The organism is Paenibacillus sp. FSL P4-0338 (assembly GCF_038002365.1).
Classification (GTDB): domain Bacteria; phylum Bacillota; class Bacilli; order Paenibacillales; family Paenibacillaceae; genus Paenibacillus_AQ.
The window spans coordinates 4455122-4480195 of sequence record NZ_JBBOCG010000001.1 but is presented as its reverse complement, the minus strand read 5'-3'; the positions used below and the strand labels follow the sequence as shown (position 1 = coordinate 4480195).

General features: G+C 50.7%; 25 protein-coding genes, 14 tRNA genes and 4 rRNA genes. 39 read left to right on the top strand and 4 right to left on the bottom strand.

The genetic code is table 11. From position 1 onward, the window contains the following. Positions 1-6: 6 nt before the first annotated feature. From rpsM to MKZ07_RS19585, 11 genes are all read left to right on the top strand, one after another. Positions 7-375 (top strand): 30S ribosomal protein S13, encoded by a 369-nt coding sequence (gene rpsM, locus MKZ07_RS19635; RefSeq protein ID WP_036692419.1) that lies wholly within the window; start codon positions 7-9, stop codon positions 373-375. A gap of 19 nt (positions 376-394) precedes the next feature. Beyond that, positions 395-790 (top strand): 30S ribosomal protein S11, encoded by a 396-nt coding sequence (gene rpsK, locus MKZ07_RS19630; RefSeq protein WP_020427052.1) that lies wholly within the window; start codon positions 395-397, stop codon positions 788-790. A gap of 131 nt (positions 791-921) precedes the next feature. Next, positions 922-1866: a DNA-directed RNA polymerase subunit alpha gene (locus tag MKZ07_RS19625; protein ID WP_036692422.1), complete on the top strand. Its 945-nt coding sequence runs from the start codon at positions 922-924 to the stop codon at positions 1864-1866. 42 nt (positions 1867-1908) lie between these two features. Beyond that, entirely contained in the window at positions 1909-2274 is a 366-nt protein-coding gene (gene rplQ, locus MKZ07_RS19620) for a 50S ribosomal protein L17 (RefSeq protein WP_019908254.1), read from the top strand. Positions 2275-2453: 179 nt separating this feature from the next. Further along, a complete protein-coding gene (gene truA, locus MKZ07_RS19615) occupies positions 2454-3227 on the top strand; it encodes a tRNA pseudouridine(38-40) synthase TruA (RefSeq protein WP_036692427.1) in 774 nt (257 codons plus the stop codon). 238 nt (positions 3228-3465) lie between these two features. Further along, complete coding sequence (rplM, locus tag MKZ07_RS19610) at positions 3466-3903, top strand: 50S ribosomal protein L13 (RefSeq protein WP_036692430.1); 438 nt, start codon at positions 3466-3468, stop codon at positions 3901-3903. Positions 3904-3923: 20 nt separating this feature from the next. After that, complete coding sequence (gene rpsI, locus MKZ07_RS19605; protein ID WP_036692433.1) at positions 3924-4316, top strand: 30S ribosomal protein S9; 393 nt, start codon at positions 3924-3926, stop codon at positions 4314-4316. 216 nt (positions 4317-4532) lie between these two features. After that, positions 4533-5225 (top strand): phosphoadenylyl-sulfate reductase, encoded by a 693-nt coding sequence (locus MKZ07_RS19600; RefSeq protein WP_036692435.1) that lies wholly within the window; start codon positions 4533-4535, stop codon positions 5223-5225. Between the two features lie 116 nt (positions 5226-5341). Further along, entirely contained in the window at positions 5342-6517 is a 1176-nt protein-coding gene (sat, locus tag MKZ07_RS19595) for a sulfate adenylyltransferase (protein WP_036692439.1), read from the top strand. A 72-nt stretch (positions 6518-6589) separates the two neighbouring features. After that, positions 6590-7336: an N-acetylmuramoyl-L-alanine amidase CwlD gene (cwlD, locus tag MKZ07_RS19590; protein ID WP_036692442.1), complete on the top strand. Its 747-nt coding sequence runs from the start codon at positions 6590-6592 to the stop codon at positions 7334-7336. A 94-nt stretch (positions 7337-7430) separates the two neighbouring features. Continuing rightward, on the top strand, positions 7431-8540 hold the full coding sequence (locus MKZ07_RS19585) for an Mrp/NBP35 family ATP-binding protein (protein ID WP_036692453.1): 1110 nt from the start codon (positions 7431-7433) through the stop codon (positions 8538-8540). Positions 8541-8612: 72 nt separating this feature from the next. Here MKZ07_RS19585 and gerD read toward each other — a convergent pair whose 3' ends face one another. Beyond that, positions 8613-9311, bottom strand: coding sequence for a spore germination lipoprotein GerD (gene gerD, locus MKZ07_RS19580; RefSeq protein WP_051493272.1), 699 nt, complete (start codon positions 9309-9311; stop codon positions 8613-8615). 127 nt (positions 9312-9438) lie between these two features. Between gerD and MKZ07_RS19575 the strand changes: the two genes are divergently transcribed. Then, complete coding sequence (locus MKZ07_RS19575; protein WP_036692457.1) at positions 9439-10029, top strand: KinB-signaling pathway activation protein; 591 nt, start codon at positions 9439-9441, stop codon at positions 10027-10029. A gap of 134 nt (positions 10030-10163) precedes the next feature. After that, a complete protein-coding gene (locus tag MKZ07_RS19570; protein ID WP_036692444.1) occupies positions 10164-10985 on the top strand; it encodes a PPK2 family polyphosphate kinase in 822 nt (273 codons plus the stop codon). 21 nt (positions 10986-11006) lie between these two features. On the opposite strand, the gene pdaB is transcribed toward MKZ07_RS19570, so the two are convergent. Beyond that, complete coding sequence (gene pdaB, locus MKZ07_RS19565; protein ID WP_036692446.1) at positions 11007-11810, bottom strand: polysaccharide deacetylase family sporulation protein PdaB; 804 nt, start codon at positions 11808-11810, stop codon at positions 11007-11009. A gap of 133 nt (positions 11811-11943) precedes the next feature. On the opposite strand from pdaB, the gene MKZ07_RS19560 reads away from it, so the two are divergent. From MKZ07_RS19560 to MKZ07_RS19465, 20 genes are all read left to right on the top strand, one after another. Continuing rightward, positions 11944-12555: a stage II sporulation protein M gene (locus tag MKZ07_RS19560; protein ID WP_036692448.1), complete on the top strand. Its 612-nt coding sequence runs from the start codon at positions 11944-11946 to the stop codon at positions 12553-12555. Between the two features lie 235 nt (positions 12556-12790). Further along, positions 12791-13021, top strand: coding sequence for a hypothetical protein (locus MKZ07_RS19555; protein ID WP_036692450.1), 231 nt, complete (start codon positions 12791-12793; stop codon positions 13019-13021). Positions 13022-13367: 346 nt separating this feature from the next. Next, positions 13368-14928 (top strand): 16S ribosomal RNA (locus MKZ07_RS19550). Positions 14929-15052: 124 nt separating this feature from the next. Then, positions 15053-15169, top strand: a 5S ribosomal RNA gene (rrf, locus tag MKZ07_RS19545). A gap of 47 nt (positions 15170-15216) precedes the next feature. Continuing rightward, a tRNA-Ile gene (locus MKZ07_RS19540) sits at positions 15217-15293 on the top strand. Between the two features lie 29 nt (positions 15294-15322). Continuing rightward, positions 15323-15398: transfer RNA gene (locus MKZ07_RS19535), tRNA-Ala, on the top strand. 175 nt (positions 15399-15573) lie between these two features. Then, positions 15574-18502 (top strand): 23S ribosomal RNA (locus MKZ07_RS19530). A gap of 76 nt (positions 18503-18578) precedes the next feature. After that, positions 18579-18695 (top strand): 5S ribosomal RNA (rrf, locus tag MKZ07_RS19525). The 16S, 23S and 5S rRNA genes sit together here with 14 tRNA genes alongside, the layout of an rRNA operon. A 9-nt stretch (positions 18696-18704) precedes the next feature. Further along, a tRNA-Asn gene (locus MKZ07_RS19520) sits at positions 18705-18780 on the top strand. A gap of 1 nt (position 18781) precedes the next feature. Continuing rightward, a tRNA-Thr gene (locus MKZ07_RS19515) sits at positions 18782-18857 on the top strand. Positions 18858-18869: 12 nt separating this feature from the next. Next, positions 18870-18944: transfer RNA gene (locus tag MKZ07_RS19510), tRNA-Glu, on the top strand. 36 nt (positions 18945-18980) lie between these two features. Beyond that, a tRNA-Val gene (locus tag MKZ07_RS19505) sits at positions 18981-19056 on the top strand. A gap of 53 nt (positions 19057-19109) precedes the next feature. Continuing rightward, positions 19110-19183, top strand: a tRNA-Gln gene (locus MKZ07_RS19500). Between the two features lie 5 nt (positions 19184-19188). Further along, a tRNA-Lys gene (locus MKZ07_RS19495) sits at positions 19189-19261 on the top strand. Positions 19262-19276: 15 nt separating this feature from the next. Then, a tRNA-Leu gene (locus MKZ07_RS19490) sits at positions 19277-19360 on the top strand. 7 nt (positions 19361-19367) lie between these two features. Further along, positions 19368-19442 (top strand) — tRNA-Gly (locus MKZ07_RS19485). Between the two features lie 8 nt (positions 19443-19450). Further along, a tRNA-Arg gene (locus MKZ07_RS19480) sits at positions 19451-19527 on the top strand. Positions 19528-19556: 29 nt separating this feature from the next. Then, positions 19557-19630: transfer RNA gene (locus MKZ07_RS19475), tRNA-Pro, on the top strand. A gap of 17 nt (positions 19631-19647) precedes the next feature. Beyond that, positions 19648-19721, top strand: a tRNA-Gly gene (locus tag MKZ07_RS19470). 17 nt (positions 19722-19738) lie between these two features. Continuing rightward, a tRNA-Pro gene (locus MKZ07_RS19465) sits at positions 19739-19812 on the top strand. A 79-nt stretch (positions 19813-19891) separates the two neighbouring features. Here MKZ07_RS19465 and MKZ07_RS19460 read toward each other — a convergent pair. Together MKZ07_RS19460 and MKZ07_RS19455 are read right to left on the bottom strand one after the other, a co-directional pair. Further along, the gene (locus tag MKZ07_RS19460) at positions 19892-20305 is read right to left on the bottom strand and encodes an ImmA/IrrE family metallo-endopeptidase (RefSeq protein ID WP_036696270.1); all 414 of its coding nucleotides are present in this window, start codon (positions 20303-20305) and stop codon (positions 19892-19894) included. A 45-nt stretch (positions 20306-20350) separates the two neighbouring features. Beyond that, positions 20351-20791 (bottom strand): helix-turn-helix domain-containing protein, encoded by a 441-nt coding sequence (locus tag MKZ07_RS19455; RefSeq protein ID WP_341027214.1) that lies wholly within the window; start codon positions 20789-20791, stop codon positions 20351-20353. A gap of 298 nt (positions 20792-21089) precedes the next feature. Between MKZ07_RS19455 and MKZ07_RS19450 the strand changes: the two genes are divergently transcribed. From MKZ07_RS19450 to MKZ07_RS19425, 6 genes are all read left to right on the top strand, one after another. Beyond that, entirely contained in the window at positions 21090-21590 is a 501-nt protein-coding gene (locus tag MKZ07_RS19450; RefSeq protein ID WP_445670307.1) for an ArpU family phage packaging/lysis transcriptional regulator, read from the top strand. A gap of 375 nt (positions 21591-21965) precedes the next feature. Next, positions 21966-22388, top strand: coding sequence for a phage tail terminator family protein (locus tag MKZ07_RS19445; protein ID WP_036696201.1), 423 nt, complete (start codon positions 21966-21968; stop codon positions 22386-22388). Continuing rightward, a complete protein-coding gene (locus tag MKZ07_RS19440; protein WP_036696204.1) occupies positions 22385-22591 on the top strand; it encodes a hypothetical protein in 207 nt (68 codons plus the stop codon). The genes MKZ07_RS19445 and MKZ07_RS19440 overlap by 4 nt, the downstream gene beginning before the upstream one ends. After that, the gene (locus MKZ07_RS19435) at positions 22591-23913 is read left to right on the top strand and encodes a phage tail sheath family protein (protein ID WP_036696206.1); all 1323 of its coding nucleotides are present in this window, start codon (positions 22591-22593) and stop codon (positions 23911-23913) included. The genes MKZ07_RS19440 and MKZ07_RS19435 overlap by 1 nt, the downstream gene beginning before the upstream one ends. Position 23914: 1 nt before the next feature. Continuing rightward, positions 23915-24385, top strand: coding sequence for a phage tail tube protein (locus tag MKZ07_RS19430; protein ID WP_036696208.1), 471 nt, complete (start codon positions 23915-23917; stop codon positions 24383-24385). A gap of 166 nt (positions 24386-24551) precedes the next feature. Beyond that, positions 24552-24974, top strand: a complete 423-nt coding sequence (locus MKZ07_RS19425; RefSeq protein WP_036696211.1) for a phage tail assembly chaperone — start codon at positions 24552-24554, stop codon at positions 24972-24974. The last annotated feature ends 100 nt before the right edge of the window (positions 24975-25074 follow it).

The following is a 25074-nucleotide window of genomic DNA, read 5'->3' as shown; positions in this document are numbered from 1 at the left end:
CGTAAAATGGCTCGTATAGCTGGAGTGGATTTGCCACGTGATAAGCGCGTTGAGATCGCCTTGACTTATATTTTCGGAATCGGTAAAACGACTTCCCAGAAAATTCTTAATGGAACAGGCATTGACGTTAACACACGTGTCCGTGATTTGACGGAAGATGAAGTCAGCAAACTGCGTGAAACGATCGACAAAGAGGTTAAGGTTGAAGGTGACCTTCGTCGTGAAATTTCCTTGAATATTAAGCGTCTTACTGAGATCGGCTGTTACCGCGGTGTTCGTCACCGTCGTGGATTGCCTGTTCGCGGTCAACGTACCAAAACCAATGCTCGTACCCGTAAAGGCCCGCGTCGTACTGTAGCAAACAAAAAGAAATAAGAAGAGGTGATAAGAGACAATGGCTAAACCGAAAAAAGTCGTACGTACGAAACGTCGCGACCGGAAAAATATCGAGTCTGGCGTGGCACATATCCGTTCCACGTTCAATAACACTATCGTTACGATCACGGATCCCCACGGAAATGCAATTTCCTGGGCAAGCTCCGGTGGTCAAGGATTCAAAGGTTCCCGTAAATCGACTCCATTTGCAGCGCAAATGGCAGCCGAAACAGCTGCTAAGGCAGCTATGGAACACGGCATGAAGTCCGTTGAAGTTATGGTTAAAGGACCGGGCGCGGGCCGCGAAGCAGCCATCCGTTCCCTTCAGGCCGCTGGTCTTGAAGTAAACCTCATTAAAGACGTTACTCCAGTTCCTCACAATGGATGCCGTCCGCCGAAGCGTCGCCGCGTTTAGTACAATCAGAATTGTGATTGTGGTATAATTCTGACGCATCTGCTAATAATAGGTGTTTAGGCATACTACATGATACACCTGATGGGGTGACTGTTTCATATAGGAGCGACGTTTGAAGGAGGGGTACACTCGTGATAGAAATCGAAAAGCCGAAGATTGAGACCGTAGAAGCCAATGATGATGGGACCTATGGGAAATTCGTAGTTGAACCGCTGGAACGTGGATATGGCACGACTCTGGGGAACTCGCTTCGCCGGATTCTGCTTTCCTCCCTTCCGGGAGCCGCAGTGACTTCGGTCCAAATTGACGGCGTTCTGCATGAGTTCTCGACCGTTCCCGGCGTAATGGAAGATGTGACGGAAATCATCCTGAACCTTAAAGCTCTTTCTCTGAAGATTCATTCGGATGAAGAGAAAGTGTTCGAGATTGATGCTGAAGGAGAAGGCATCGTTACCGCAGGTGATATCCGTGCGGACAGCGATGTTGAGATCCTGAACCCGGATCTTCATATTGCAACGCTGGGACCTGGCGCGAGACTGCACATGCGCATTTTTGCAGGCCGTGGTCGCGGCTACGTCCAAGCGGACCGGAACAAACGCGACGATCAGCCAATTGGTGTAATTCCAGTTGACTCTATCTACACTCCTATTTCACGTGTGAATTACGGTATTGATAATACCCGTGTTGGTCAAGTGACTAACTACGACAAGTTGACGCTGGAAATTTGGACAGATGGCAGTATCCGACCGGAAGAAGCCGTTAGCCTTGGAGCCAAAATTTTGAACGAGCACCTCGTTCTGTTCGTAGGACTTACGGATGAAGCGAAAGACGCCGAAATTATGGTTGAAAAAGAAGAAGACAAAAAAGAAAAAGTACTTGAGATGACTATCGAGGAGCTTGATCTTTCTGTCCGTTCCTATAACTGCCTCAAACGTGCCGGTATTAATACCGTGCAAGAGCTGACTACGAAAACTGAAGAAGATATGATGAAGGTTCGTAACTTGGGCCGCAAATCTTTGGAAGAGGTTCAAGAGAAGCTTGAGGAACTTGGTTTAGGACTTCGTACAGAAGAATAGGACCCCGGAGTTCTTGAGACTTGAGTGAAGGAGGGAAAACAAATGGCATACCAAAAATTGGGCCGTGATTCCAGCGCGCGTAAAGCTTTGTTCCGCGATATGGTAACGGATCTGTTCCTATACGAACGTATTCAGACAACAGAAGCCAAAGCGAAGGAAGTTCGTTCCATCGCTGAGAAACTGATCACTAAAGCGAAAAAGGGCGATCTTCATGCTCGCCGTCAAGTAGCTGCATTTGTTCGTCGTGAGACTGTAGATGGTGAACAAGACGCAATCCAAAAATTATTCTCTGATATTGCTCCTCGTTACACAGAGCGTCCAGGCGGATACACTCGTATCCTGAAGCTGGGACCTCGCCGTGGCGATGCTGCGCCTATGGTTTATCTTGAACTGGTAGACCGCGCGTAGTTTCACAAGCCATGATTTCCGGATGTACGCTTTACGTATTTAACGTTATTGTACTGCAGGGCATATTACCCTGCCGTGCAAATAACCGCGGGAATCACCTTGTATAGAGTAGAAGGAGCTCCCGCCGGGGCTCTTTTTTTTGAGAATAAATTAAGTATATGGACCAACAGGAGAATGAAATGCGCAATCTATTGATGAAAGTCAATTATGACGGTACCCATTATGATGGCTTTCAGACCCAGCCTCAGGGCAATACGATTCAGGACAAGCTGGAGCATGCTATTCAGCATCTGACCGGTGAGACGCTCAAAATCACGGGCTCAGGACGGACTGATGCGGGGGTGCACGCTTATGGCCAACCTTTTAACTTCATAACCTCCTCCCAGATTCCACTGGAGCGCTGGTGTCTGGCTCTGAATGCCAGGCTGCCGCAGGACATCGTGGTTACAGAGGCCGCTGAAGTTCCGCTCTCGTTCCACTCCCGTAGAGGGGCGAAGCGTAAAACCTACCGGTACACGATTAACGGCAACCGATTCCCGGACCCGTTCCAGCGGCGCTGGCAGCATCATCATCCGATGAAGCTGAACGTTCCTGCGATGGAGATGGGGCTAAGCTCGCTGCTGGGTACCCATGATTACACCTCGTTTGCCTCCAGGAAGTCCACCAAGACTTCTCATGTGCGGACTATTTACGAGGCTTATCTTGAGGTAGACCGCAGCATGTGCCGCCCGGGCTCTCCTGACCAGGGAGTAATCCATACCTATATTACAGGCAGTGGCTTTCTGCAGCATATGGTACGCATTATTATGGGGACGCTGATGCAGGTGGGGCAAGGTAAAATCAGCGCAGATAGAATGCCTGCAATTCTCGCGGCTTGTGATCGTGCAGCGGCCGGACCTACGGCTGTGTCTAAGGGGCTGGCACTCTGGAGTGTGGAATATGACGAGATGTAGGACTGAACGGCCGGTACTATATTTTTTTATGAAAATTAGTACTGAATGTTTAAAAATCGCTTGCGCTTGTCATGTTTATACTGTAATATAAAAGTTGTGTTTTCTTGATGGCTATCCCACAGCCCCGATCAAGGAAATGCCAATAAATAAGTTTTTTAACTCACTAAATTGTAATTCAATCGCGAAACAAGATATACGAAACAGATGATTTTCGTACGAGAACAAGGAGGAAACATTCATGCGCACCACCTACATGGCGAAGCCGAACGAAGTTGAACGCAATTGGCACATCATTGATGCCGAAGGCAAAACACTTGGCCGTTTGGCAAGCGAAGCCGCTGCTCTGATCCGCGGCAAACACAAACCGCAATTCACTCCACACGTTGATACTGGTGATTTCGTAATTGTTATCAACGCTGAGAAGATTCACCTCACAGGTAAGAAAATGCAAAACAAGAAATACTACCGTCACTCGATGCACCCAGGCGGCTTGAAGGTTACTGTTGCTGAAGACCTGATCAAGACCAAACCTGAGCGTATGATTGAATTCGCAGTTCATGGCATGATTCCTAAGACTCGTCAAGGTAATCACATGAAACTGAGACTTAAAGTATATGCAGGCGCTGAACATCCACATGCAGCACAAAAACCTGAAGTTTACGAACTTCGCGGATAAGAATAAAGGAGGACAGTTTCATGGCACAAGTACAATACTATGGGACAGGTCGTCGTAAACATTCGGTAGCACGTGTTCGCCTTGTACCGGGTGAAGGACGCATTGTCATTAACAAACGTGAGATGGACGAATATTTCGGTGTTGAAACACTGAAAATGATCGTAAGACAACCTTTGAACCTGACTGAAACTCTGGGCAGCTACGATGTAATCGTACTTGCACATGGTGGCGGCATTTCCGGTCAAGCTGGCGCAATCCGTCACGGGATTTCCCGTGCATTGCTCAAAGTAGACCCTGAATATCGCGGTACGCTGAAGAAAGCCGGATTCCTGACACGTGACCCACGTATGAAGGAACGTAAGAAATACGGCCTCAAAGCTGCTCGTCGCGCTCCACAGTTCTCGAAACGTTAAGATCCCTTGTTCTCAAGGAATGGAAGCTCCTGGCCTTTATGGTCGGGAGCTTTTTTTGTTATTCTCCTGATATCCAAGTATTTACGATACTTTATTCCAAATTGAACAAAACCCATTGACTTCGCTGCTCAAACGGATATACTATATCTTATAGAATTAGTCGGGATTAACCTCTTAGGTTTCGATCTTGACGATATCCGGATGGAGGAAACTTAGATGAACCTGCTCGAGAAAGAGGATTTAATCAAAGTGAAGGCGGAAGAGCTGGAGCATGCTGCTCCGGAAGAGATTATCCGCTGGGCGGTGGAGACCTTTCCGAATATAACCTTTGCCTGCAGCTTCGGGGCGGAGGATGTGGTGCTGGTGGATATGATTCAGAAGGTGAGTCCATCGACAGATGTGTTCTATTTAGATACGGATTATCATTTCAAGGAAACCTATGAGACTAGAGATATTATGGCTGACAAGTACGGGATGGAATTCGTCCGGGTGTCTCCGCAGATTACGGTGGAGGAGCAAGCCTTGCAGTATGGGGAGGCACTATGGAATACAGACCCTAACCAGTGCTGCGCGATTCGTAAGGTTGAACCGCTAACCCGTATTCTCTCACAATACGACGCCTGGATTACCGGAATTCGCCGGGACCAGGCTCCTACCCGAGCCAATTCGAAGAAGATAGAATATGATAATAAGTTCGGGCTGGTCAAATTCAATCCGATTGCGAACTGGACTACTGAGGATGTGTGGAATTATATCCGTGAGAATGATGTAATCTACAATCCGCTGCATGACCGCAATTTCCCGAGTATCGGCTGTGAGCAATGCACCCGGGCTGTTATGCCTGGTGAAGATCCGCGTGCCGGCAGATGGTCCGGTTCGGACAAGACAGAATGTGGATTGCACAAATAAGATACGCTTAAATAAGTTTCGCCCAGATATGATCACTAATCACTAATTTATCCGCACTAAGTTACCAGCACTGTATACAGCAGTGCACAGGCACTGCACAGGAGGAGAGAATAGGGATGACTTCAATACTTCCTCATGGAGGAACACTGATCCGGCGTATCGCAGACGGAAAAGAGAGAGAAGAACTGCTGAAGCAAGCTTTAGCCCATCAATCGATTGCCCTTAATACTTGGACCTTATCTGATTTGGATTTAATTGGTGTAGGTGCCTTATCACCGCTCACCGGATTCTTGAACGAAGAGGATTATCACTCGGTAGTGAGCAATATGCGGCTGGCTAACGGTACGGTATGGAGTATACCGGTTACACTGGCTGTCGGTGACGAGCTTGCGGCAACTCTTAAGACAGGCGACAGGGTTTCTCTAATCGGTGAAGACGACGGTGTTATCTACGGTTTGCTGGATATTGAGAGTATTTATACGGTCGATCAGCAGGTTGAAGCGCAGAATGTGTTCAAAACAACCGATCCCGCACATCCCGGAGTCAGCAAACTGCTGTCCCGGCCGGCGACCTATGTAGGCGGACCTATAACGGTACTGAACCGCCCGCAGCCGGAGAAATTCGCTGAATTCTATTTTGACCCCGCCGAGACCCGTCGGATCTTCGCAGATAAGGGCTGGAGAACGGTTGTAGGCTTCCAGACGCGTAACCCGGTACATCGTGCCCATGAGTATATCCAGAAATGCGCTATGGAGGTTGTAGACGCCCTGTTCCTCAATCCCCTGGTAGGTGAGACCAAGTCGGATGATGTCCCGGCCAACGTGCGGATGAAGAGTTATCTGGCCTTGTTGGAGAATTATTATCCGGAGAACCGTACTTTCCTAGGCGTCTTCCCGGCAGCAATGCGTTATGCGGGCCCGCGTGAAGCCATCTTCCATGCCATGGTGCGTAAGAATTACGGCTGTACACACTTCATTGTCGGGCGTGATCATGCAGGTGTGGGAGATTATTACGGTACGTATGAAGCGCAGGAGATCTTTGCTAACTTCACCGCCGAGGAGCTTGGGATTACACCGCTATTCTTCGAACATAGCTTCTTCTGTGTGAAGTGCGGCAATATGGCCTCCAGCAAAACCTGTCCGCACCCGGCCGACCAGCACCTGACGCTTTCGGGTACGAAGGTACGGGCACTGCTGCGTGACGGACAATGTCCGCCTCCTGAGTTCACACGCCCCGAGGTGGCGCAAATTCTGATTGAAGGAATGTCACCGGAAGTCTCTGTAAACTCCTAAACAGCCGGTACTATTTGGCCCTCTTGTCCCATATAGATGAGTAGAATCTATCGGGACGAGGGGGTCTTTGTTATGTCTGGAGGGCAGAAGCGTAAAGTCTCGGTCTGGATCTCTTGGCGCGGCATCAAAAAAAGTATCCTGGCCGCTGTGCTGCTCACTATAATGATCGGAATCATCGCCTACGACATGCCGACTGCCAAGACGGTCAATTATTGGAGCTTGCCGCTCTCCGGCAAGGTGATTGCCATTGATGCAGGTCACGGGGGACCGGATGGGGGAGCAGTGAGCCGCTCAGGCCTGATTGAGAAGGATATCAATCTCTCCGTGTCGCTGTACTTGCGCGATTATTTGCAGCAGGCTGGGGCGATTGTGGTGATGACCCGTGAAGGGGATTATGATCTGGCCCAAGGCAGTACCAAGGGATACGCAAGGCGCAAGACGGAGGATCTCAAGCAGCGGGTGCGGAGCATTGAAGAGAAGGGGGCAGATCTGTTTGTCAGCGTACATATGAACAGTATTCCTTCCAACCGCTGGAGCGGGGCTCAGACCTTCTATTATCCAAGCAACGATGGGAACAAGGCCTTGGCCGGGCTGGTACAGGATGAGCTGAGGGCTACACTTGAGAATACGGACCGTGTGGCGAAGACAGCGAGTACCATTTATTTGTTAAAGGTGTTAAAGATGCCGTCCGTGCTCGTTGAGGTAGGCTTCCTGTCACACCCTCAGGAGTCCTTGCTCCTTGGGGATGATCTGTACCAGCGGAAGGTGGCGACCAGCATCTACCGGGGCATCCTGCGGTACAGCTCCGAGAAGCCATAGAGGCATAGGGGGGACTACTCTTCCCTCCGGGGGTAATGCTATAATGGGTACAAATACCGGGGCTTACCGCCGGATAGGAACAGAGGTGCTTTCCATGCAGACCAGGGAACAAATTCAGGAACTTTTACAGCCGCTTACAGACCCGGAATCCGGAAAAAGCCTGATCGATTTACAGTTAATCCGCGATATCATGATCAAGGAGGACCGTATTTCGTTATCCATCGTATGTCTGGATTCGGACGAGAAGAAGCGGATGGAGCTGGAACAGAAGGTTCGTGATCTCCTTACGGAGGGCGGGGCAGAACAGATTCATATCCGCCTGCGTGATGCCACCGACTATGAACGGGCTACGCTTCGCGGAGAAGGCGGCGGGGACGAGCCGGATTCAGATCAAGAGGGGAAGCTCAAAGGACACGCAGCGGGTCTTGAGGGGCATGAGCTGATTAACGAGAACTCAGGGGTGAACTTCATCGCGATCGCCAGCGGCAAGGGCGGGGTCGGGAAATCAACAGTAACCGTGAATCTGGCGGTGGCGCTGGCCCGCAAGGGTAAGAGAGTCGGCCTGATCGATGCAGATATTTACGGCTTCAGCATCCCGGACATGATGGGAATTGAAGAAGGGCCGATTGTGGAAGAAGGAACGATTATTCCGGTAGAGCGCTTCGGCGTGAAGGTCATGTCGATGGGCTTCTTCATCCGGGAGAATAGTCCGGTCATCTGGAGAGGACCCATGCTTGGCAAAATGCTGCGCCAGTTCTTCAGTGATGTCGGCTGGGGAGAGCTGGATTACCTGCTGCTGGATCTGCCGCCAGGTACGGGTGATGTGGCCCTAGATGTCCACCAGATGCTGCCGCACAGCAAGGAGATCATTGTCACTACCCCGCATGCTACAGCTGCCTTTGTGGCGGCGAGGGCGGGCTCTATGGCACTGCAGACCGAGCATGAGATTCTTGGCGTCATTGAGAATATGGCGTACTACGAATGCTCTTCCTGCGGCAAAAAGGATTACATCTTCGGCAGAGGCGGCGGAGCCCGCCTGGCGGAAACGCTGCATACAGAGCTGCTGGCCCAAGTACCGCTGGGTGCCCCGGACAACCATATTTCCGAGCCGGACTTCTCACCGTCAGTATATAAGGCGGATACGGCTACCGGAGTACTGTTTGCAGACATTGCAGACAAGCTGATTGCCAAGTACGAGCAATAATCACCCTTTGACCTTGCTAGCACATAAACAAATAAGGCCATGTCCCTTCCACGGGGCAAGGCCTTATTTTAGTTAAGAACCCGAACCGGAGTCGTCTCCGCCATCCTGCTTCTGACTGTCCCCGCCCTGCTTGTCCTCCCCGCCGCCTTTCCCTGCATCTTTTTTCTCAACCTTGGGCTGCAATTCATCCTGGACCACGGATTTGAGAAGAGTAAGTACTTCCATACGGAATAGCGGGTTCTGCATGGCCTCCTGCATAATCGTCATGGACTGCTTGCGGTAATCCGGAGTCTTGGTAAGGTCGAGGAACATTTTCGTCATCTCGGGCGACTTCATAATTTCTCCAACTGACTTCTGATAAGTGGGGTCTTTGATTAATTGAAGATGAAGTTCCTTACTCTCTTTGTTAATCGCTTTGGCAAAATCTCCGGCAAACTGCGGGTCAGTCATGATTTTTTCGATTTCCTTCTGATACTCCGGTGCGGTGAGGGTATCTTTAACAGCGATCCGGATCTCCTCAGTTGTCTGCATAGGCATCATCTTCATGCTTAGGCCGCTGGCGGCGCTGCCCCCCTCTGAGCTTGGAGTAGACAAGGCCTCCTCTACAGCCTTTTTCCCTTCATCGCTTTTTAATATATCAACAACCATCGTCTTCATTTCCTTATATCCGCCTTGTCCCGAAGAAGAACTGCTCTGTTCGCCCCCGCAGGCCGTCAAGGTGATCATCAAGCCAAGTGTCAAGCCTCCAGACCAGATAGCCCTCCATTTCATTGGCGCTGCCCTCCTTTATAGAATTACTGCTTGTAGTATGCCGCGCCAGGGAACATTTATGTTGAAGCGGAATGGTTTTTTGACGGTAACCTTGGTAAAATAAATCTGACACGGGGAGGTGAAAGCGCTGAGCTTGAGAAAATGGTTTTATTTGTTCTGGACCACGCTTTTGATTGGTGCAGGCGGGGCTGTCATTGCTGGACTTGCTCTGCAGATAGGGAATGGCGGTATAGAGTTTAAAGGCACTGCCGATCTTCTCCTGTACTCCCTGATTCTTTTGGGCTACGGAGTGCTTGTAAGCGTATACGCCCAGCTCGGATTTTTTGCATATCTGATCCTCAACTATACGGGCATCGGGGTGTTCCCGCGCAAGGCGTGGCGTTACATACAACTGGTGTTGGCCGTGCTGGCGCTGTTTGAGCTGATGTTTCTGCGCACCTTTGTCAGCGGAGACCAGAGCGCCCGGACGGATTTGACGCTAGGCGTAGCTATTTTGTTCACTGCTCTTATTGTATCTTGGCTCAAAATACGCAGTACGAACGCGTCAGCCTGGGTCCCGACCTTTTTCTTCATGACAGCCATCACTATAGTGGAGATTATCGGTGTGCTGCGGATCGGCGTGGACAGCGCCACCATCTTTATTCTTGTACCGCTTGTCGCCTGTAATGCCTTCCAGATTCTGATGCTGCACCGTGTACTTAAGCTGGCCTCAATCTGACTATAGCAATCATGCTCAAAACCCCGCCCCTGTGTATAGAACCAGGGAGACGGGGTTTTGGCATTGCCTGTAGGGAGCGGTTAGAATGAAGATGAAGAGGTTAATCTTAAAGAACAGAGTGGAGGAGGGAATATATGAACATCAAGCGCTATATGATAAAAGACACAAGTGAAACACGCCTGAAGGACCTCGATCCTAATGAACGTGGAGACTTCAAATCCAAAGAAGAAGCCGAAGCCAAAATGGAGAAGCTGAAGGAACGGCTGGTCAAACTGCAGGATATCCTTTTTGCACAGAAAAAGCATTCGCTGCTGGTTATCCTTCAAGGAATGGATTCAAGCGGCAAGGACGGAACCGTCAAACACATCTTCTCCGGCATCAATCCGCAAGGGTTCATCGTAACCAGCTTCAAGAAGCCCTCTCTGGAGGAGGAAGCGCACGATTTCCTGTGGAGAGTCCATATGAAGACCCCGCCTAAAGGCTATATTGCCGCATTCAACCGTTCGCATTATGAGGATGTGCTGGTGCCCCGCGTGCATGGCGGTCTTAGCAAGGAGGATGCCAAGCGGCGGTTCCGCTACATCCGCCAGTTCGAGGAGATGCTGGCGGAAGAGGGAACGACGGTCATTAAGCTCTTTCTGCATATCTCCAAGGAGAAGCAGCTGGAGAAGATTAAGGAGCGGCTTGAAGATCCGGCGAAGCACTGGAAATTCGATGCCAGTGATCTGCAGGAACGGGAATACTGGGACGATTATCAGAAGGCGTATGAGGATGTTTTCCAGGAGAGCAGTATAGATAAGGCTCCGTGGTATTGGATTCCGGCGAATCACCGCTGGTACCGCAACTATCTGGCCCTCAAGATTGTTGTCAAAACGCTGGAGGGGCTTGACCTGAGCTACCCGAAGCTGAATACACCGACGCCAGATATTTCACAGCTGATCTCACCGCGTCACTGATGCCATGCAGTGGTAAGGGAGTTACATTCCTGCAGCGTCTTCCAGGCCATTATCCAACAAGGCGGAATCGCGGACTTCCTTGCCGTTTGCACTACTTTGGCTAATTAGCTCCGAGACGGTTACGAACTCATACCCCTGGCTGCGCAGCTTATCAATAATCTGAGGCAGGGCTTCATGCGTTTGTTTGCAGGAGTCGCTGGCATGCAGCAGCACAATATCTCCAGGATGGGCTTTGCTCGTTACACGGTTAACGATGTTATCTACACCGATGTTCTTCCAGTCCAGTGAGTCCGTGTCCCATTGAATGACTTTATAGCCGAGATCGGTTGCCACCTGCAGGACTCTTTTGTCAAAATCACCGTTAGGCATTCTGATCAGGTTGGGCTGAGAACCGGTTAGCTCCGTCAATACTGTATGGGCCGTACTGATCTGCGTGCGGATTTCATCATTGCTTAGTGTACTGTAGTTCACATGCTTGTGACCGTGGCTGCCAATCTCAAACCCGGCGTCTTTGATGCTTGTAACGATCTCAGGATGGGTTTTGCTCCAAGGTGAGGACAGGAAGAATGTCGCTTTATCCACCTTTTTGTCTTCCAGCACCTTCAGAATCGGCTCAGGCCGTTTCTCTCCCCAACTGATATCGAAGGTTAAGGCGATCAGCTTCTTTTCCGTCGGCACACTGTAAATGGCAGAAGGGGCAGCTTCAGAGAATACGGTGATATTGCCCCTCTCCACATAGACAACGCCGGCGGTAAGAAGCGCAGCAGCAAAAATGTACAGAAACCGTTTGATCTTTTTGCCGCTAAATACATAAAAAGAATTCATAATGTCAGCGCTCCTCTCCCATGCGAAATGCTTGTTTGTTCTAAATGTATGCTCGTACAGGGCGCTTATGACCTCAGATATGAATCAATCCATACGAATTGCAATTCGGCAGAATCCAAATCAGGAGGTACGCATGTTATCTTTTAATACATTTATCAAGGATCTAAGGACGATTCGCACCGCGCTCCTAATGGCCACAATCCTGTTCATAGCGGGGGGGATATTGGGCTGGGTCGGCACTGGTAGTCTTCAGCAGCTGCTGAATGAGCAATTGAAGGGGATCAGTAAGATTAGCGGGAACCTTAGAGAGTCGTCCAATCCGCAGTGGAGCTTTTTTGTATTCATTTTTTTGAACAATAGCATCAAAAGCGTAGTCATCATTTATCTGGGTGCCTTATTCGGCCTCTTGCCTGCGTTCTTTCTGTTGATCAACGGTGCCGTTATCGGCTATCTGATTCATTTGTCCGCGATACAGGGACAGGATCTGTTCACGCTTATTGTAAAAGGGCTGCTGCCGCACGGCATTATTGAGATTCCAGCCATCATCATTGCCTGCGCCTTTGGGCTGAAGTTCGGCAGTAATGTGCTCTCTGCACTCTTTGGAGCGATGAAGCGGAGCGGAGAAAGGGCAGTGAACTGGCAGGCCTTTATGCGGCAGACCTTCACCGCTTCAGTCTGGATCGTGATTCTGTTATTTGTTGCGGCAATCATCGAGAGCACAATTACATTTTGGCTTTTATCATAAAATCCTGGGGAATTGTGCATAACAGTAAAGCCGAAACATTTGGATCAGCTGCCAGGTTAAATAAAGAGAGTCCATGAATGGGATTTTCTTATGATAATGGTTATAGGTTCAATACTCCGGTTAATTTAGTGTAAGCACTTCAATAGAGCTTCCCGCATCAAATGGCTTTTGAGTGAGATGAAACGGCGTTTGATGATTTTGGATAACTATGAATTTCATGAAGGAGGCCAAGCATATGCTCGGAATGTTATTCAATGAGAAGGAATGCAAGGAGCTGGACTATGTTTTGCGCAAAGAGCTGGATGAGATGCTACTGGATATGAGTGACCAGCGTTTAGATCAGAACATTAGGCATGCGATTGCCAATCGATATAAAACAGTTTTCCGTATGTATGCACGATTTGCTCCACAGAAAGAGCTGTCTAAGTATGCGTGGGGTGGACGTTCTTCTCAGTTCAAGCATTAGGTTTGGAGCGGGCTGATAAACGGAATAAATAAAATGAATGGAATAGCTTGACGAAAAGGGAGCCGACATGATACATTATATCTCGCGCTCCTTTTGAATGTTTAAAGAGAAGACGCAGGCAAGAAATAATGAAAAATAATTTTTTCAAAAAAAGCTTGCCAAACAACTTAACACTATGATATATTATGAAGGTCGCCGCTGAGATGCGGTGAAGAGCTAAAATGAGACATTGATCTTTGAAAACTGAACAACGAGTGGGTGGGAAATCACTTCGGTGAGATCCAAAAAAGAGAATGTAAATTCTCGTCAGATGTTTCAAAATGAGCAATCGCTCTTTCTAAATACCAATTTGGAGAGTTTGATCCTGGCTCAGGACGAACGCTGGCGGCGTGCCTAATACATGCAAGTCGAGCGGAGTCTGAAAGGAAGCTTGCTTCCTTTCAGACTTAGCGGCGGACGGGTGAGTAACACGTAGGCAACCTGCCCTCAAGCCTGGGATAACTACCGGAAACGGTAGCTAATACCGGATAATTTCTTTTTTCTCCTGAGGAGAGAATGAAAGGCGGAGCAATCTGCTGCTTGGGGATGGGCCTGCGGCGCATTAGCTAGTTGGTGGGGTAATGGCCCACCAAGGCGACGATGCGTAGCCGACCTGAGAGGGTGAACGGCCACACTGGGACTGAGACACGGCCCAGACTCCTACGGGAGGCAGCAGTAGGGAATCTTCCGCAATGGGCGCAAGCCTGACGGAGCAACGCCGCGTGAGTGATGAAGGTTTTCGGATCGTAAAGCTCTGTTGCCAGGGAAGAACGTCCGGTAGAGTAACTGCTGCCGGAGTGACGGTACCTGAGAAGAAAGCCCCGGCTAACTACGTGCCAGCAGCCGCGGTAATACGTAGGGGGCAAGCGTTGTCCGGAATTATTGGGCGTAAAGCGCGCGCAGGCGGTTATTTAAGTCTGGTGTTTAAACCTTGGGCTCAACCTGAGGTCGCACTGGAAACTGGGTGACTTGAGTACAGAAGAGGAAAGTGGAATTCCACGTGTAGCGGTGAAATGCGTAGATATGTGGAGGAACACCAGTGGCGAAGGCGACTTTCTGGGCTGTAACTGACGCTGAGGCGCGAAAGCGTGGGGAGCAAACAGGATTAGATACCCTGGTAGTCCACGCCGTAAACGATGAGTGCTAGGTGTTAGGGGTTTCGATACCCTTGGTGCCGAAGTTAACACAGTAAGCACTCCGCCTGGGGAGTACGGTCGCAAGACTGAAACTCAAAGGAATTGACGGGGACCCGCACAAGCAGTGGAGTATGTGGTTTAATTCGAAGCAACGCGAAGAACCTTACCAGGTCTTGACATCCAACTAACGAAGCAGAGATGCATCAGGTGCCCTTCGGGGAAAGTTGAGACAGGTGGTGCATGGTTGTCGTCAGCTCGTGTCGTGAGATGTTGGGTTAAGTCCCGCAACGAGCGCAACCCTTGACTTTAGTTGCCAGCAGGTTAAGCTGGGCACTCTAGAGTGACTGCCGGTGACAAACCGGAGGAAGGTGGGGATGACGTCAAATCATCATGCCCCTTATGACCTGGGCTACACACGTACTACAATGGCCGGTACAACGGGAAGCGAAGCCGCGAGGTGGAGCCAATCCCAGCAAAGCCGGTCTCAGTTCGGATTGCAGGCTGCAACTCGCCTGCATGAAGTCGGAATTGCTAGTAATCGCGGATCAGCATGCCGCGGTGAATACGTTCCCGGGTCTTGTACACACCGCCCGTCACACCACGAGAGTTTACAACACCCGAAGTCGGTGGGGTAACCCGCAAGGGAGCCAGCCGCCGAAGGTGGGGTAGATGATTGGGGTGAAGTCGTAACAAGGTAGCCGTATCGGAAGGTGCGGCTGGATCACCTCCTTTCTATGGAGAATCGTCACCTGCAACGGTGACATTCAAATCGGAAGCTTTGCTTCCACAATAGAACCTTAGGGTTCGGACACTCACTCGTGTTCAGTTTTGAAAGAGCAAGTCTCTTTCGTATGCGTTTGGTGGCGATAGCGGAGGGGTTCCACACGTACCCATCCCGAACACGACCGTTAAGCCCTCCAGCGCCGATGGTACTTGGACCGAAGGGTCCTGGGAGAGTAGGACGCCGCCAAGCGAACAATCAATTCATTGATTGCTTCACTACTGTATGTTTTGTTATATGGGCTTTTAGCTCAGTTGGTTAGAGCGCACCTCTGATAAGGGTGAGGTCGGTGGTTCGAGTCCACCAAGGCCCACCATATAACAATCTTGAATTGAATACCTATTTGGGGCCATAGCTCAGCTGGGAGAGCGCCTGCCTTGCAAGCAGGAGGTCAGCGGTTCGATCCCGCTTGGCTCCACCAATTATTCTTTACAACAGTATATGCAACAACTTGATCCTTGAAAACTGGATACCGAAACGAATTTGCGTTTTAGAACATCTTTTAGCTGAAACTTGTGTAAGCAAGTGGAAATAGTTATTAGTTGCTACAAAGTGAAGGTTTTTGATTGTGCAAACAAGCAAAACACCGGAACGTTGGTTAAGCTACTAAGAGCACACGGAGGATGCCTAGGCGCCAGGAGCCGACGAAGGACGTGGCGAACAACGAAACTGCCTCGGGGAGCTGTAAGCAAGCTTTGATCCGGGGGTGTCCGAATGGGGAAACCCAGCTGTGGTAATTCGCAGTTACTCGTATCTGAATACATAGGATACGCAGAGGCAGACCAGGGGAACTGAAACATCTAAGTACCCTGAGGAAGAGAAAACAATAGTGATTCCGTCAGTAGCGGCGAGCGAACGCGGAACAGCCTAAACCAAGGGGCTTGCCTCTTGGGGTTGTGGGACGTCTCACATGGAGTTACAAAGGAATATGGTAGGCGAAGAGGTCTGGAAAGGCCCGCGATAGAGGTAAAAGCCCTGTAGCCTAAACTGTGTTCTCTCCGAGACGGATCCCGAGTAGTGCGGGGCACGTGAAACCCCGTATGAATCCAGCAGGACCATCTGCTAAGGCTAAATACTACCTGGCGACCGATAGTGAAACAGTACCGTGAGGGAAAGGTGAAAAGCACCCCGGAAGGGGAGTGAAATAGAACCTGAAACCGTGTGCTTACAAAAAGTCAGAGCCCTTTCTATGGGTGATGGCGTGCCTTTTGTAGAATGAACCGGCGAGTTACGTTTAACATGCAAGGTTAAGGTGAGAAGCCGGAGCCGCAGCGAAAGCGAGTCTGAATAGGGCGACTGAGTATGTGGACGTAGACCCGAAACCGTGTGATCTACCCCTGTCCAGGGTGAAGGTGCGGTAACACGCACTGGAGGCCCGAACCCACGCATGTTGAAAAATGCGGGGATGAGGTGGGGGTAGCGGAGAAATTCCAATCGAACTCGGAGATAGCTGGTTCTCCCCGAAATAGCTTTAGGGCTAGCCTCGGTGAATGGAGTGGTGGAGGTAGAGCACTGATTGGGTGCGGGGCCCGCAAGGGTTACCAAGCTCAGTCAAACTCCGAATGCCATTAACTTCTTGCCGGGAGTCAGACAGTGAGTGCTAAGATCCATTGTCAAAAGGGAAACAGCCCAGACCATCAGCTAAGGTCCCCAAGTGTGTGTTAAGTGGGAAAGGATGTGGAGTTGCACAGACAACCAGGATGTTGGCTTAGAAGCAGCCACCATTGAAAGAGTGCGTAATAGCTCACTGGTCGAGTGACTCTGCGCCGAAAATGTAACGGGGCTAAACACACCACCGAAGCTATGGCTAGATGCTTTGCATCTGGGGTAGGGGAGCGTTGTATGTGGGTTGAAGGTGTACCGTAAGGAGCGCTGGACAGCATACAAGTGAGAATGCCGGTATGAGTAACGAAAAGATCAGTGAGAATCTGATCCGCCGAAAGCCCAAGGTTTCCTGAGGAAGGCTCGTCCGCTCAGGGTAAGTCGGGACCTAAGGCGAGGCCGAAAGGCGTAGTCGAAGGACAACAGTTTGAAATTACTGTACCACCGTAATCCGCTATGAGCGATGGGGTGACGCAGGAGGGTAGTGACGCGGACTGATGGATGTCCGTCTAAGCAGTGAGGCTGGTGTGTAGGCAAATCCGCACACTATTAAGGCCAGGCTGTGATGGGGAGCGAAAATTATAGTAGCGAAGGTCATGATCTCACACTGCCAAGAAAAGCCTCTAGTCAGGAGAAGGTGCCCGTACCGCAAACCGACACAGGTAGGCGAGAAGAGAATTCTAAGGCGCGCGGAAGAACTCTCGTTAAGGAACTCGGCAAAATGACCTCGTAACTTCGGGAGAAGAGGTGCCTCGGTAGGGTGAATAGCCCGAGGGGGCCGCAGTGAAAAGGCCCAAGCGACTGTTTAGCAAAAACACAGGTCTGTGCGAAGCCGTAAGGCGAAGTATACGGGCTGACGCCTGCCCGGTGCTGGAAGGTTAAGGGGAGTGGTTAGGGGTTAAACCCGAAGCTGTGAACCGAAGCCCCAGTAAACGGCGGCCGTAACTATAACGGTCCTAAGGTAGCGAAATTCCTTGTCAGGTAAATTCTGACCCGCACGAATGGCGTAACGACTTGGGCGCTGTCTCAACGAGAGATCCGGTGAAATTTTAATACCTGTGAAGATGCAGGTTACCCGCGACAAGACGGAAAGACCCCATGGAGCTTTACTGCAGCTTGATATTGAATTTGGGTACGATCTGTACAGGATAGGTGGGAGCCGTAGAGGCAGGAGCGCAAGCTTCTGCGGAGGCGCCGTTGGGATACCACCCTGATCGTATCTAGGTTCTAACCTAGTACCGTAACCCGGTACGGGGACCGTGTCAGGCGGGCAGTTTGACTGGGGCGGTCGCCTCCTAAAGAGTAACGGAGGCGTTCAAAGGTTCCCTCAGAATGGTTGGAAATCATTCGCAGAGTGCAAAGGCATAAGGGAGCTTGACTGCGAGACCTACAAGTCGAGCAGGGACGAAAGTCGGACTTAGTGATCCGGTGGTACCGCATGGAAGGGCCATCGCTCAACGGATAAAAGCTACCCTGGGGATAACAGGCTTATCTCCCCCAAGAGTCCACATCGACGGGGAGGTTTGGCACCTCGATGTCGGCTCATCGCATCCTGGGGCTGAAGTAGGTCCCAAGGGTTGGGCTGTTCGCCCATTAAAGCGGTACGCGAGCTGGGTTCAGAACGTCGTGAGACAGTTCGGTCCCTATCTGTCGTGGGCGCAGGAAATTTGAGAGGAGCTGTCCTTAGTACGAGAGGACCGGGATGGACGTACCGCTGGTGCATCAGTTGTTCCGCCAGGAGCATGGCTGAGTAGCTACGTACGGACGGGATAAGCGCTGAAAGCATCTAAGCGTGAAGCCCCCCTCAAGATGAGATTTCCCAGTATGTAAGACCCCTTGAAGACGACGAGGTAGATAGGTTGGAGGTGGAAGTGCAGCAATGCATGGAGCTGACCAATACTAATCGGTCGAGGGCTTATCCAAATTTCTAACACGCAGATTCGTTTCGGATTCAGTTTTCAGGAATCAATTCCTGAAGCATTTACGCTGTAAATGCCCGTTTGGTGGCGATAGCGGAGGGGTTCCACACGTACCCATCCCGAACACGACCGTTAAGCCCTCCAGCGCCGATGGTACTTGGACCGAAGGGTCCTGGGAGAGTAGGACGTTGCCAAGCGGACAATATTCCCTGATAGCTCAGTTGGTAGAGCACTCGACTGTTAATCGAGTTGTCACAGGTTCGAGTCCTGTTCGGGGAGCCATGCTCTCATAGCTCAGCAGGTAGAGTGCTTCCATGGTAAGGAAGAGGTCACCGGTTCGAATCCGGTTGAGAGCTCCACAAATTTACTAAGGCCCGTTGGTCAAGGGGTTAAGACACCTCCCTTTCACGGAGGTAACATGGGTTCGAATCCCATACGGGTCACCATTTTTAATCAGTACCCTTATTAGTCACCATACATATGGAGGCTTAGCTCAGCTGGGAGAGCATCTGCCTTACAAGCAGAGGGTCGGGGGTTCGAACCCCTCAGCCTCCACCATAATGTTCTTGATATTTGAGGGAGATTGTGGGCATTATATAGGTATCTATTGTAGGGGATTCGCCAAGTGGTAAGGCAACGGACTCTGACTCCGTCATCATAGGTTCGAATCCTATATCCCCTGCCAAATATGAGCCATTAGCTCAGTTGGTAGAGCACCTGACTTTTAATCAGGGTGTCGAAGGTTCGAGTCCTTCATGGCTCACTTTTATTGATTTATGCGCGTGTGGCGGAATGGCAGACGCACCAGACTTAGGATCTGGCGTCGTAAGACGTGGGGGTTCAAGTCCCTTCACGCGCACCACTTATTTGCGGACGTGGCTCAGCGGTAGAGCATCGCCTTGCCAAGGCGAGGGTCGCGGGTTCGATTCCCGTCGTCCGCTCCAAATTTTTTGCGCCCTTAGCTCAGCTGGATAGAGCGTTTGACTACGAATCAAAAGGCCGGGAGTTCGAATCTCTCAGGGCGCGCCATTATTCTTTCGAATAGTAACTTGTATTAACGGGATGTAGCTCAGCTTGGTAGAGCACCTGGTTTGGGACCAGGGGGTCGCATGTTCAAATCGTGTCATCCCGATATTTCATTTCACCTGTGCGGGTGTAGTTCAATGGTAGAACTTCAGCCTTCCAAGCTGATAGCGTGGGTTCGATTCCCATCACCCGCTCCATAATAATCTAATAGTTTCGGGATGTAGCTCAGCTTGGTAGAGCACCTGGTTTGGGACCAGGGGGTCGCATGTTCAAATCGTGTCATCCCGATCGAACAGCTTATGGCTGGCAAGCAACTCTTACTGCGGTAAGAGTTTTTTGTTGCGTCATTAAAGGAACATACGTTCCTTTAATCGTCTAAAAAAAAGACAACCTCAGCCGGGATGCCGATCCTTGCATAATAGCTCTGTAGGGATTCATCCTGCTCAATGGCAGTGCCGACTGATAGCAGCTTAACCGCGAATAAGTTAGCTTGCCGCTCCAGCTTGCCTGGCGAGAAGTAAGAATTCTCCTCCAGAAAGAAACGGTTGACCCCTTTGTGCAGGCGGTCATGCGCGAGTTCATGGGCGCATACGAACCGTTGCCACTCTAGCGGCAGCTGGTTATGAATGACGATGAACCTTCTTCTTAACTTGCGGTAGTAGAGGCCCTTGGTGCCGTCACCCAGATGCATGAACCGGATGTGAATCCCCAGTGCTTCAGCCAGCTCGAAGGGGCTGCTGGTATTGTATTTTTTGACCAAACGCTTGATTAGCTCATCCATATTCTTCACCCGCAGCATGTTAATAGTAGTTGGATCGCCTGGTACTTACTCTTTACCTGGATGGTGCTTGGGCTTAGTCCGCTTGTTCATCTGCTTAGCCTCCCAGAACAGGCCGGTTAATACGTCCTTAATCCGCTGCTTATCTTCCTTGTTCAGGGGAATTCCGTCAAACATCAGCTCACCGTCATCCTCCAGCATTTGGCGGAAGTCCCGCTTATCCTTGCTGGTGGCCCAGGCAGGCACAGCGCCCTCTGAACTGCTCTCATTCTCGGTTAAATAACCGGCATGGCCCATCAGTTCCTCGTAAGACACATCTGTCGCTTCAGCAATCTTACGCAGTGTAGCCGGCTTGGGGACACCCCGTAATCCATTCTCGATCCGTGAGATTTGGGCTCCACTGATACCGGCAAGCGCTGCCAGCTGATTAATGGTCAGTCCCTTTCCTTCCCGAAGCTGTCTCAGATAGTATCCGAATTCCTCTGCCATCGATAACCACTCCTTATCCCTAATCACCTAAAAAGCTGTTGTACTTACTATAAGCTATTTATGCCAAGAGGTAAACAATAAAGAGTCTATTATTGCCAAAAGGTAAGAATAGACATGCATATAGCTTGTTTATGCTCCAAAACGGGCTAAAATGAGGTTTTACTGAATTGGGAGTTAAGTGGTATATTATCAAAAAAAGAGAACACTATACGAACAAGTAGAATTTTAACACATTTGGCCGGAAAGGTCCGTAACAAAGTTCTTAAATCTCTATAACATCTAAGGAGTGGTATAAATGATGATTCTATCTTCGCTGCCGGAGCTTGACCGCCGCCTGACTCAGGTCACTATAGAGAATATGCTGGAGAAGTACCGGATTTTCAAATCTGTAACGTTCGAGGCTAAAGAGGCTGGGATTACTTATTCCTACACGGAACGGTTCCATGGCGCGACCCATACGGTTACCGATCAGACCGCAGCAATTGCCACGCATAATGTAGATGTGCCTGCTGCAAGACGGGCGTACTGTGCTGTGATCGATTCGGTCGTAGAGCGGCTTACCCAGAGGGAACAGCAGCTGGTGCGGGAGAGGTACATGCGCAGAGAGGAGAGCTACGACTATACTATTTATAATCATATGTTCGATCCTCCGGTGAGCAAGGATACTTATGTGAAAATAAGGTCGAAGGCGTTCTATAAGATGGCGCTGGCGCTTGATGATCTTCAGCTGCTGTCTCTGGCTACGCTCACGAAGACCCCGGCTGGAGGAAATGGATCTAAGGGGCAGAAATCCTTTTGACAAAATGCAACTACCATATATAAATGAGATGGCCGTATTGCCCCTGGGGTGATGCGGCTTTTTTGTTGAACGGGGAGCACCATTTATCATCCCTTGTACCACCGGAAGTTATCGTTAACTCATCTGTAATAGCGCCTGCGCAAGGTCTCAGGGGGGCTATGATTATAACATGGCAAATGAAGCAGAAGGACACCGCAGGAGCATAAATGCTCCACATCATCGAAGCCTAAGGCAGGCTGGCAGACAAGCGCGGTGAAAGCTCCTTCGGTCATTGCCGGGTACAAGACGGGTCCAATTCTTCCTGAATCGAATCCGTGGGTGACTTCAAGAAAGGCAGGAGGGATTACCACATCTAATCATGAGAGGAATGAAATCATGACGGTACAACAACTGCGGGGAAATATCACTGCTGCGCTGGTGCAGTTTTTCCCGGATATTCCTGTCTATGTGGAAGGGGATAAGCCGCAGTCAGCCTACTTCAGGCTGGAGCTACTCTCTGCAACCTACGACAGGCAGCGTGAAGGCAGATACATGGCGATCTACCGCTTCGGTATACGCTATGAACAAGGCAATCTGCTGGATGCAGAGACTGTGGCTGACGGGCTCTGTGAGGCGCTGGACGCAAGAGAAAGTGTTAATCCCGCTTATCGGGTGGTGCGCCAGTCCTGGGTGGCCGGAGCAGAGGGACGGGGGGCGCTGTTCACCGTGGACTATATGCTCTATCTCCAGAAGCAGAAGCAGCCGGAGGAAGAGGCAGAGCTGATGGGACATTTCACAGAAGGGACGCGGCTGAAATGAGTTCTAAGGAAATGACGCAAAGTGAACAGGGACGCGGGAGCGGGGGGCCGGATGCTTTTGGAAAGAAGCAGATGATGAACTCCGCTCTGTTTGGGCCTAAGGAAAAGGATGTACTGGAGGTAGTTCTGCAAGAGGACGGGAGCTACACCTTGGAAGAGGCTAAGCATTTAATGGAGCAGTATCTAAATAAGGAGGTTATCTAATGGCTGGAGGAACATGGACAACACAAAACAAGGTGCGTCCGGGGGTATACGTAAATGTGGCCTCGAACGGCATTGTGGCAGGTAAAATGGGGGAACGCGGTACAGCTGCTTTGGCGCTTGCACTGCCTTGGGGGCCTGCGGGCGTCATTCTGAAGCTTACGGCTCAGGACGATTTCCAGCAAAAGCTGGGCTACGATCTGACGGCTGCAGAGCTGTTGCCGGTGAGAGAGGTACTGAAGCGGACGGGCACACTGCTGCTCTACCGTCTGAATCAGGGTGTGAAGGCAGCTGTGACCAATAATGGAGTTCAGGCGACTGCGCTGTATGGCGGGGAACGCGGGAATGCGCTTAAGGTAGTGATCGAGAAAAATATCGATGACAGCACTCAGTTCGATGTACGGACGCTGCTTGAGGGTAGTGAAGTGGACAAGCAGACGGTAAGTGCTGCTGCCGGTCTGGTTGCGAACGCTTATGTAGAATTTAAGCCGAATGAATCCGGTGCGCTGACGGTGAGCGCTGGACTGCCGCTGGCAGGCGGGGCGAATGGTACGGTGACGAATGCGGAGCATAGTGCGTTCTTGTCGGCGCTGGAGGTTCAGGATTTCCAGACGGTAGGTCTGGTATCGCAGGATAACACGCTGAAGTCGCTATATAGCGCCTATGTGAAGCGTCTGCGTAACACGGAAGGCAAGAAGGTGCAGGCGGTCTTGTCCGATTACGCTACGGCTGATCATGAAGGCATCATCAGTGTGGCGAACGGCGTCATTCTGAGTGATGGAACGGTAGTGGATAAAGCGCATGCCGTGGCTTGGGTTGCGGGGGCAACTGCCGCTGCCGCTGTGAACGAATCCCTGACTTATCAGGCCTATGACGATGCTGTAGATGCGGATGTGCGTTTCAGTCATTCCGAGACTGTAGAAGCACTTACAGACGGAGAGCTGTTGTTCACCTATAGCGGAGGCCGGGCAGTAGTGGAGCAGGACATTAACACGTTCACCTCCTTCTCCACAGACAAAGGCAAGGCCTTCTCCAAGAACCGCGTGCTGCGTGTGCTGGATGGGATTGCTGGTGATTTGAAGCGGATTTTTGAGAGCTACTTCATTGGCAAATTGCCGAATAATGAGGACGGGCGCGCGCTCTTCTGGTCGCAGTGCGTCACTTATATGAATGATCTGCAGAACCTCGGGGCGATTGAGAACTTCAATGCACAGAGCGACATTGTGGTGACTTCTGGAGCGGACAGTGACAGCGTAGTGCTGGAGGTAGCTGTGAAGCCGGTAGATTCCGTAGAAAAAGTATATATGAAAGTGAAGGTGGTCTAAGATGACATTCTTGAGAGCCAGCGATACGCTGTCCGGCCAGGAGGGCCGGGCGTATGCCATGATTAACGGAAAGACGGAAGAAATGTTCTATGTCAAAACCCTGGAAGCCACTGTTGAGAAGCAGAAGGCGGAAGTGAAGACGCTGGGACGCCGCGGGGTGCAGCATAAGGCGACCGGCTGGTCGGGCAGCGGTACGATGACGATTTTCTATATGACGAGCCGTTTCCGCCAGATGATGCTGGAGTACATGAAGACAGGGATTGACCAATACTTCAACATTAACGTGACCAATGAAGATCCGTCCTCAACCGTGGGCGCCCAGCGCATCATGCTGAAGGATGTCAATCTGGACAGCGTTATTATGGCTTCGCTGGATACGGAGTCGGATGCGCTGGAGGAAGAGGTTGCTTTTACCTTCGAGGATGTGGAATTGGTGCAGCCCTTCGCGGCTCCGGCGAATTCCGGCCAATAAAGCATAAGCGGGCTATCCGCAGGTTGTAAAAGAGTAAATGAATGAATAGGTTCGGGGGCTCCCGCAAAGTATCTGGAGGATCATTGAAGCCATAGCTGCTGTGCGGCGGTATTCTGCGGAGGGCCTCTTCGCTGCCCTAACACAATAAGAATCCGGGAGGAACAACATGAGTGAATTAAGCTTGTTTTTTGCGCAAAATGCGGCTTGTGATACAACAGAGGAATTCGCGGTCTCGCTGCGGTTCAAGGACAAGGAAGGTAACCCTGCCGTCTGGAAGCTTCGCAGTATGAATGAGGAAGAGAACCAGGAATGCCGTAAGGCAGCTACCCGCAAGGTCAAAGGAAAGAACGGCACCTACACTACGGACATCGATCCCAATGAATATATGGCGAAGCTGATGACGGCAAGCATTGTGCATCCGGATCTGAAGAATACGGAGCTTCAACGCTCCTACGGGGTGATGGGTGCCGAATCGCTGCTGCGCAAAATGCTGCTGCCGGGAGAATTCGCTGCGCTTGGGGAACGTGTACAGGCCCTGAACGGCTTCGCCACAGACATGAATGAGCTGGTAGATGACGTAAAAAACTAATCAACGAGGGCGATGGTGAGGCTAATCTGGCCTACTACGCCCTCCATGAGCTGCATATTCTGCCGCATGAGCTGATGAAGCTCTCCATCCGCGAACGCGC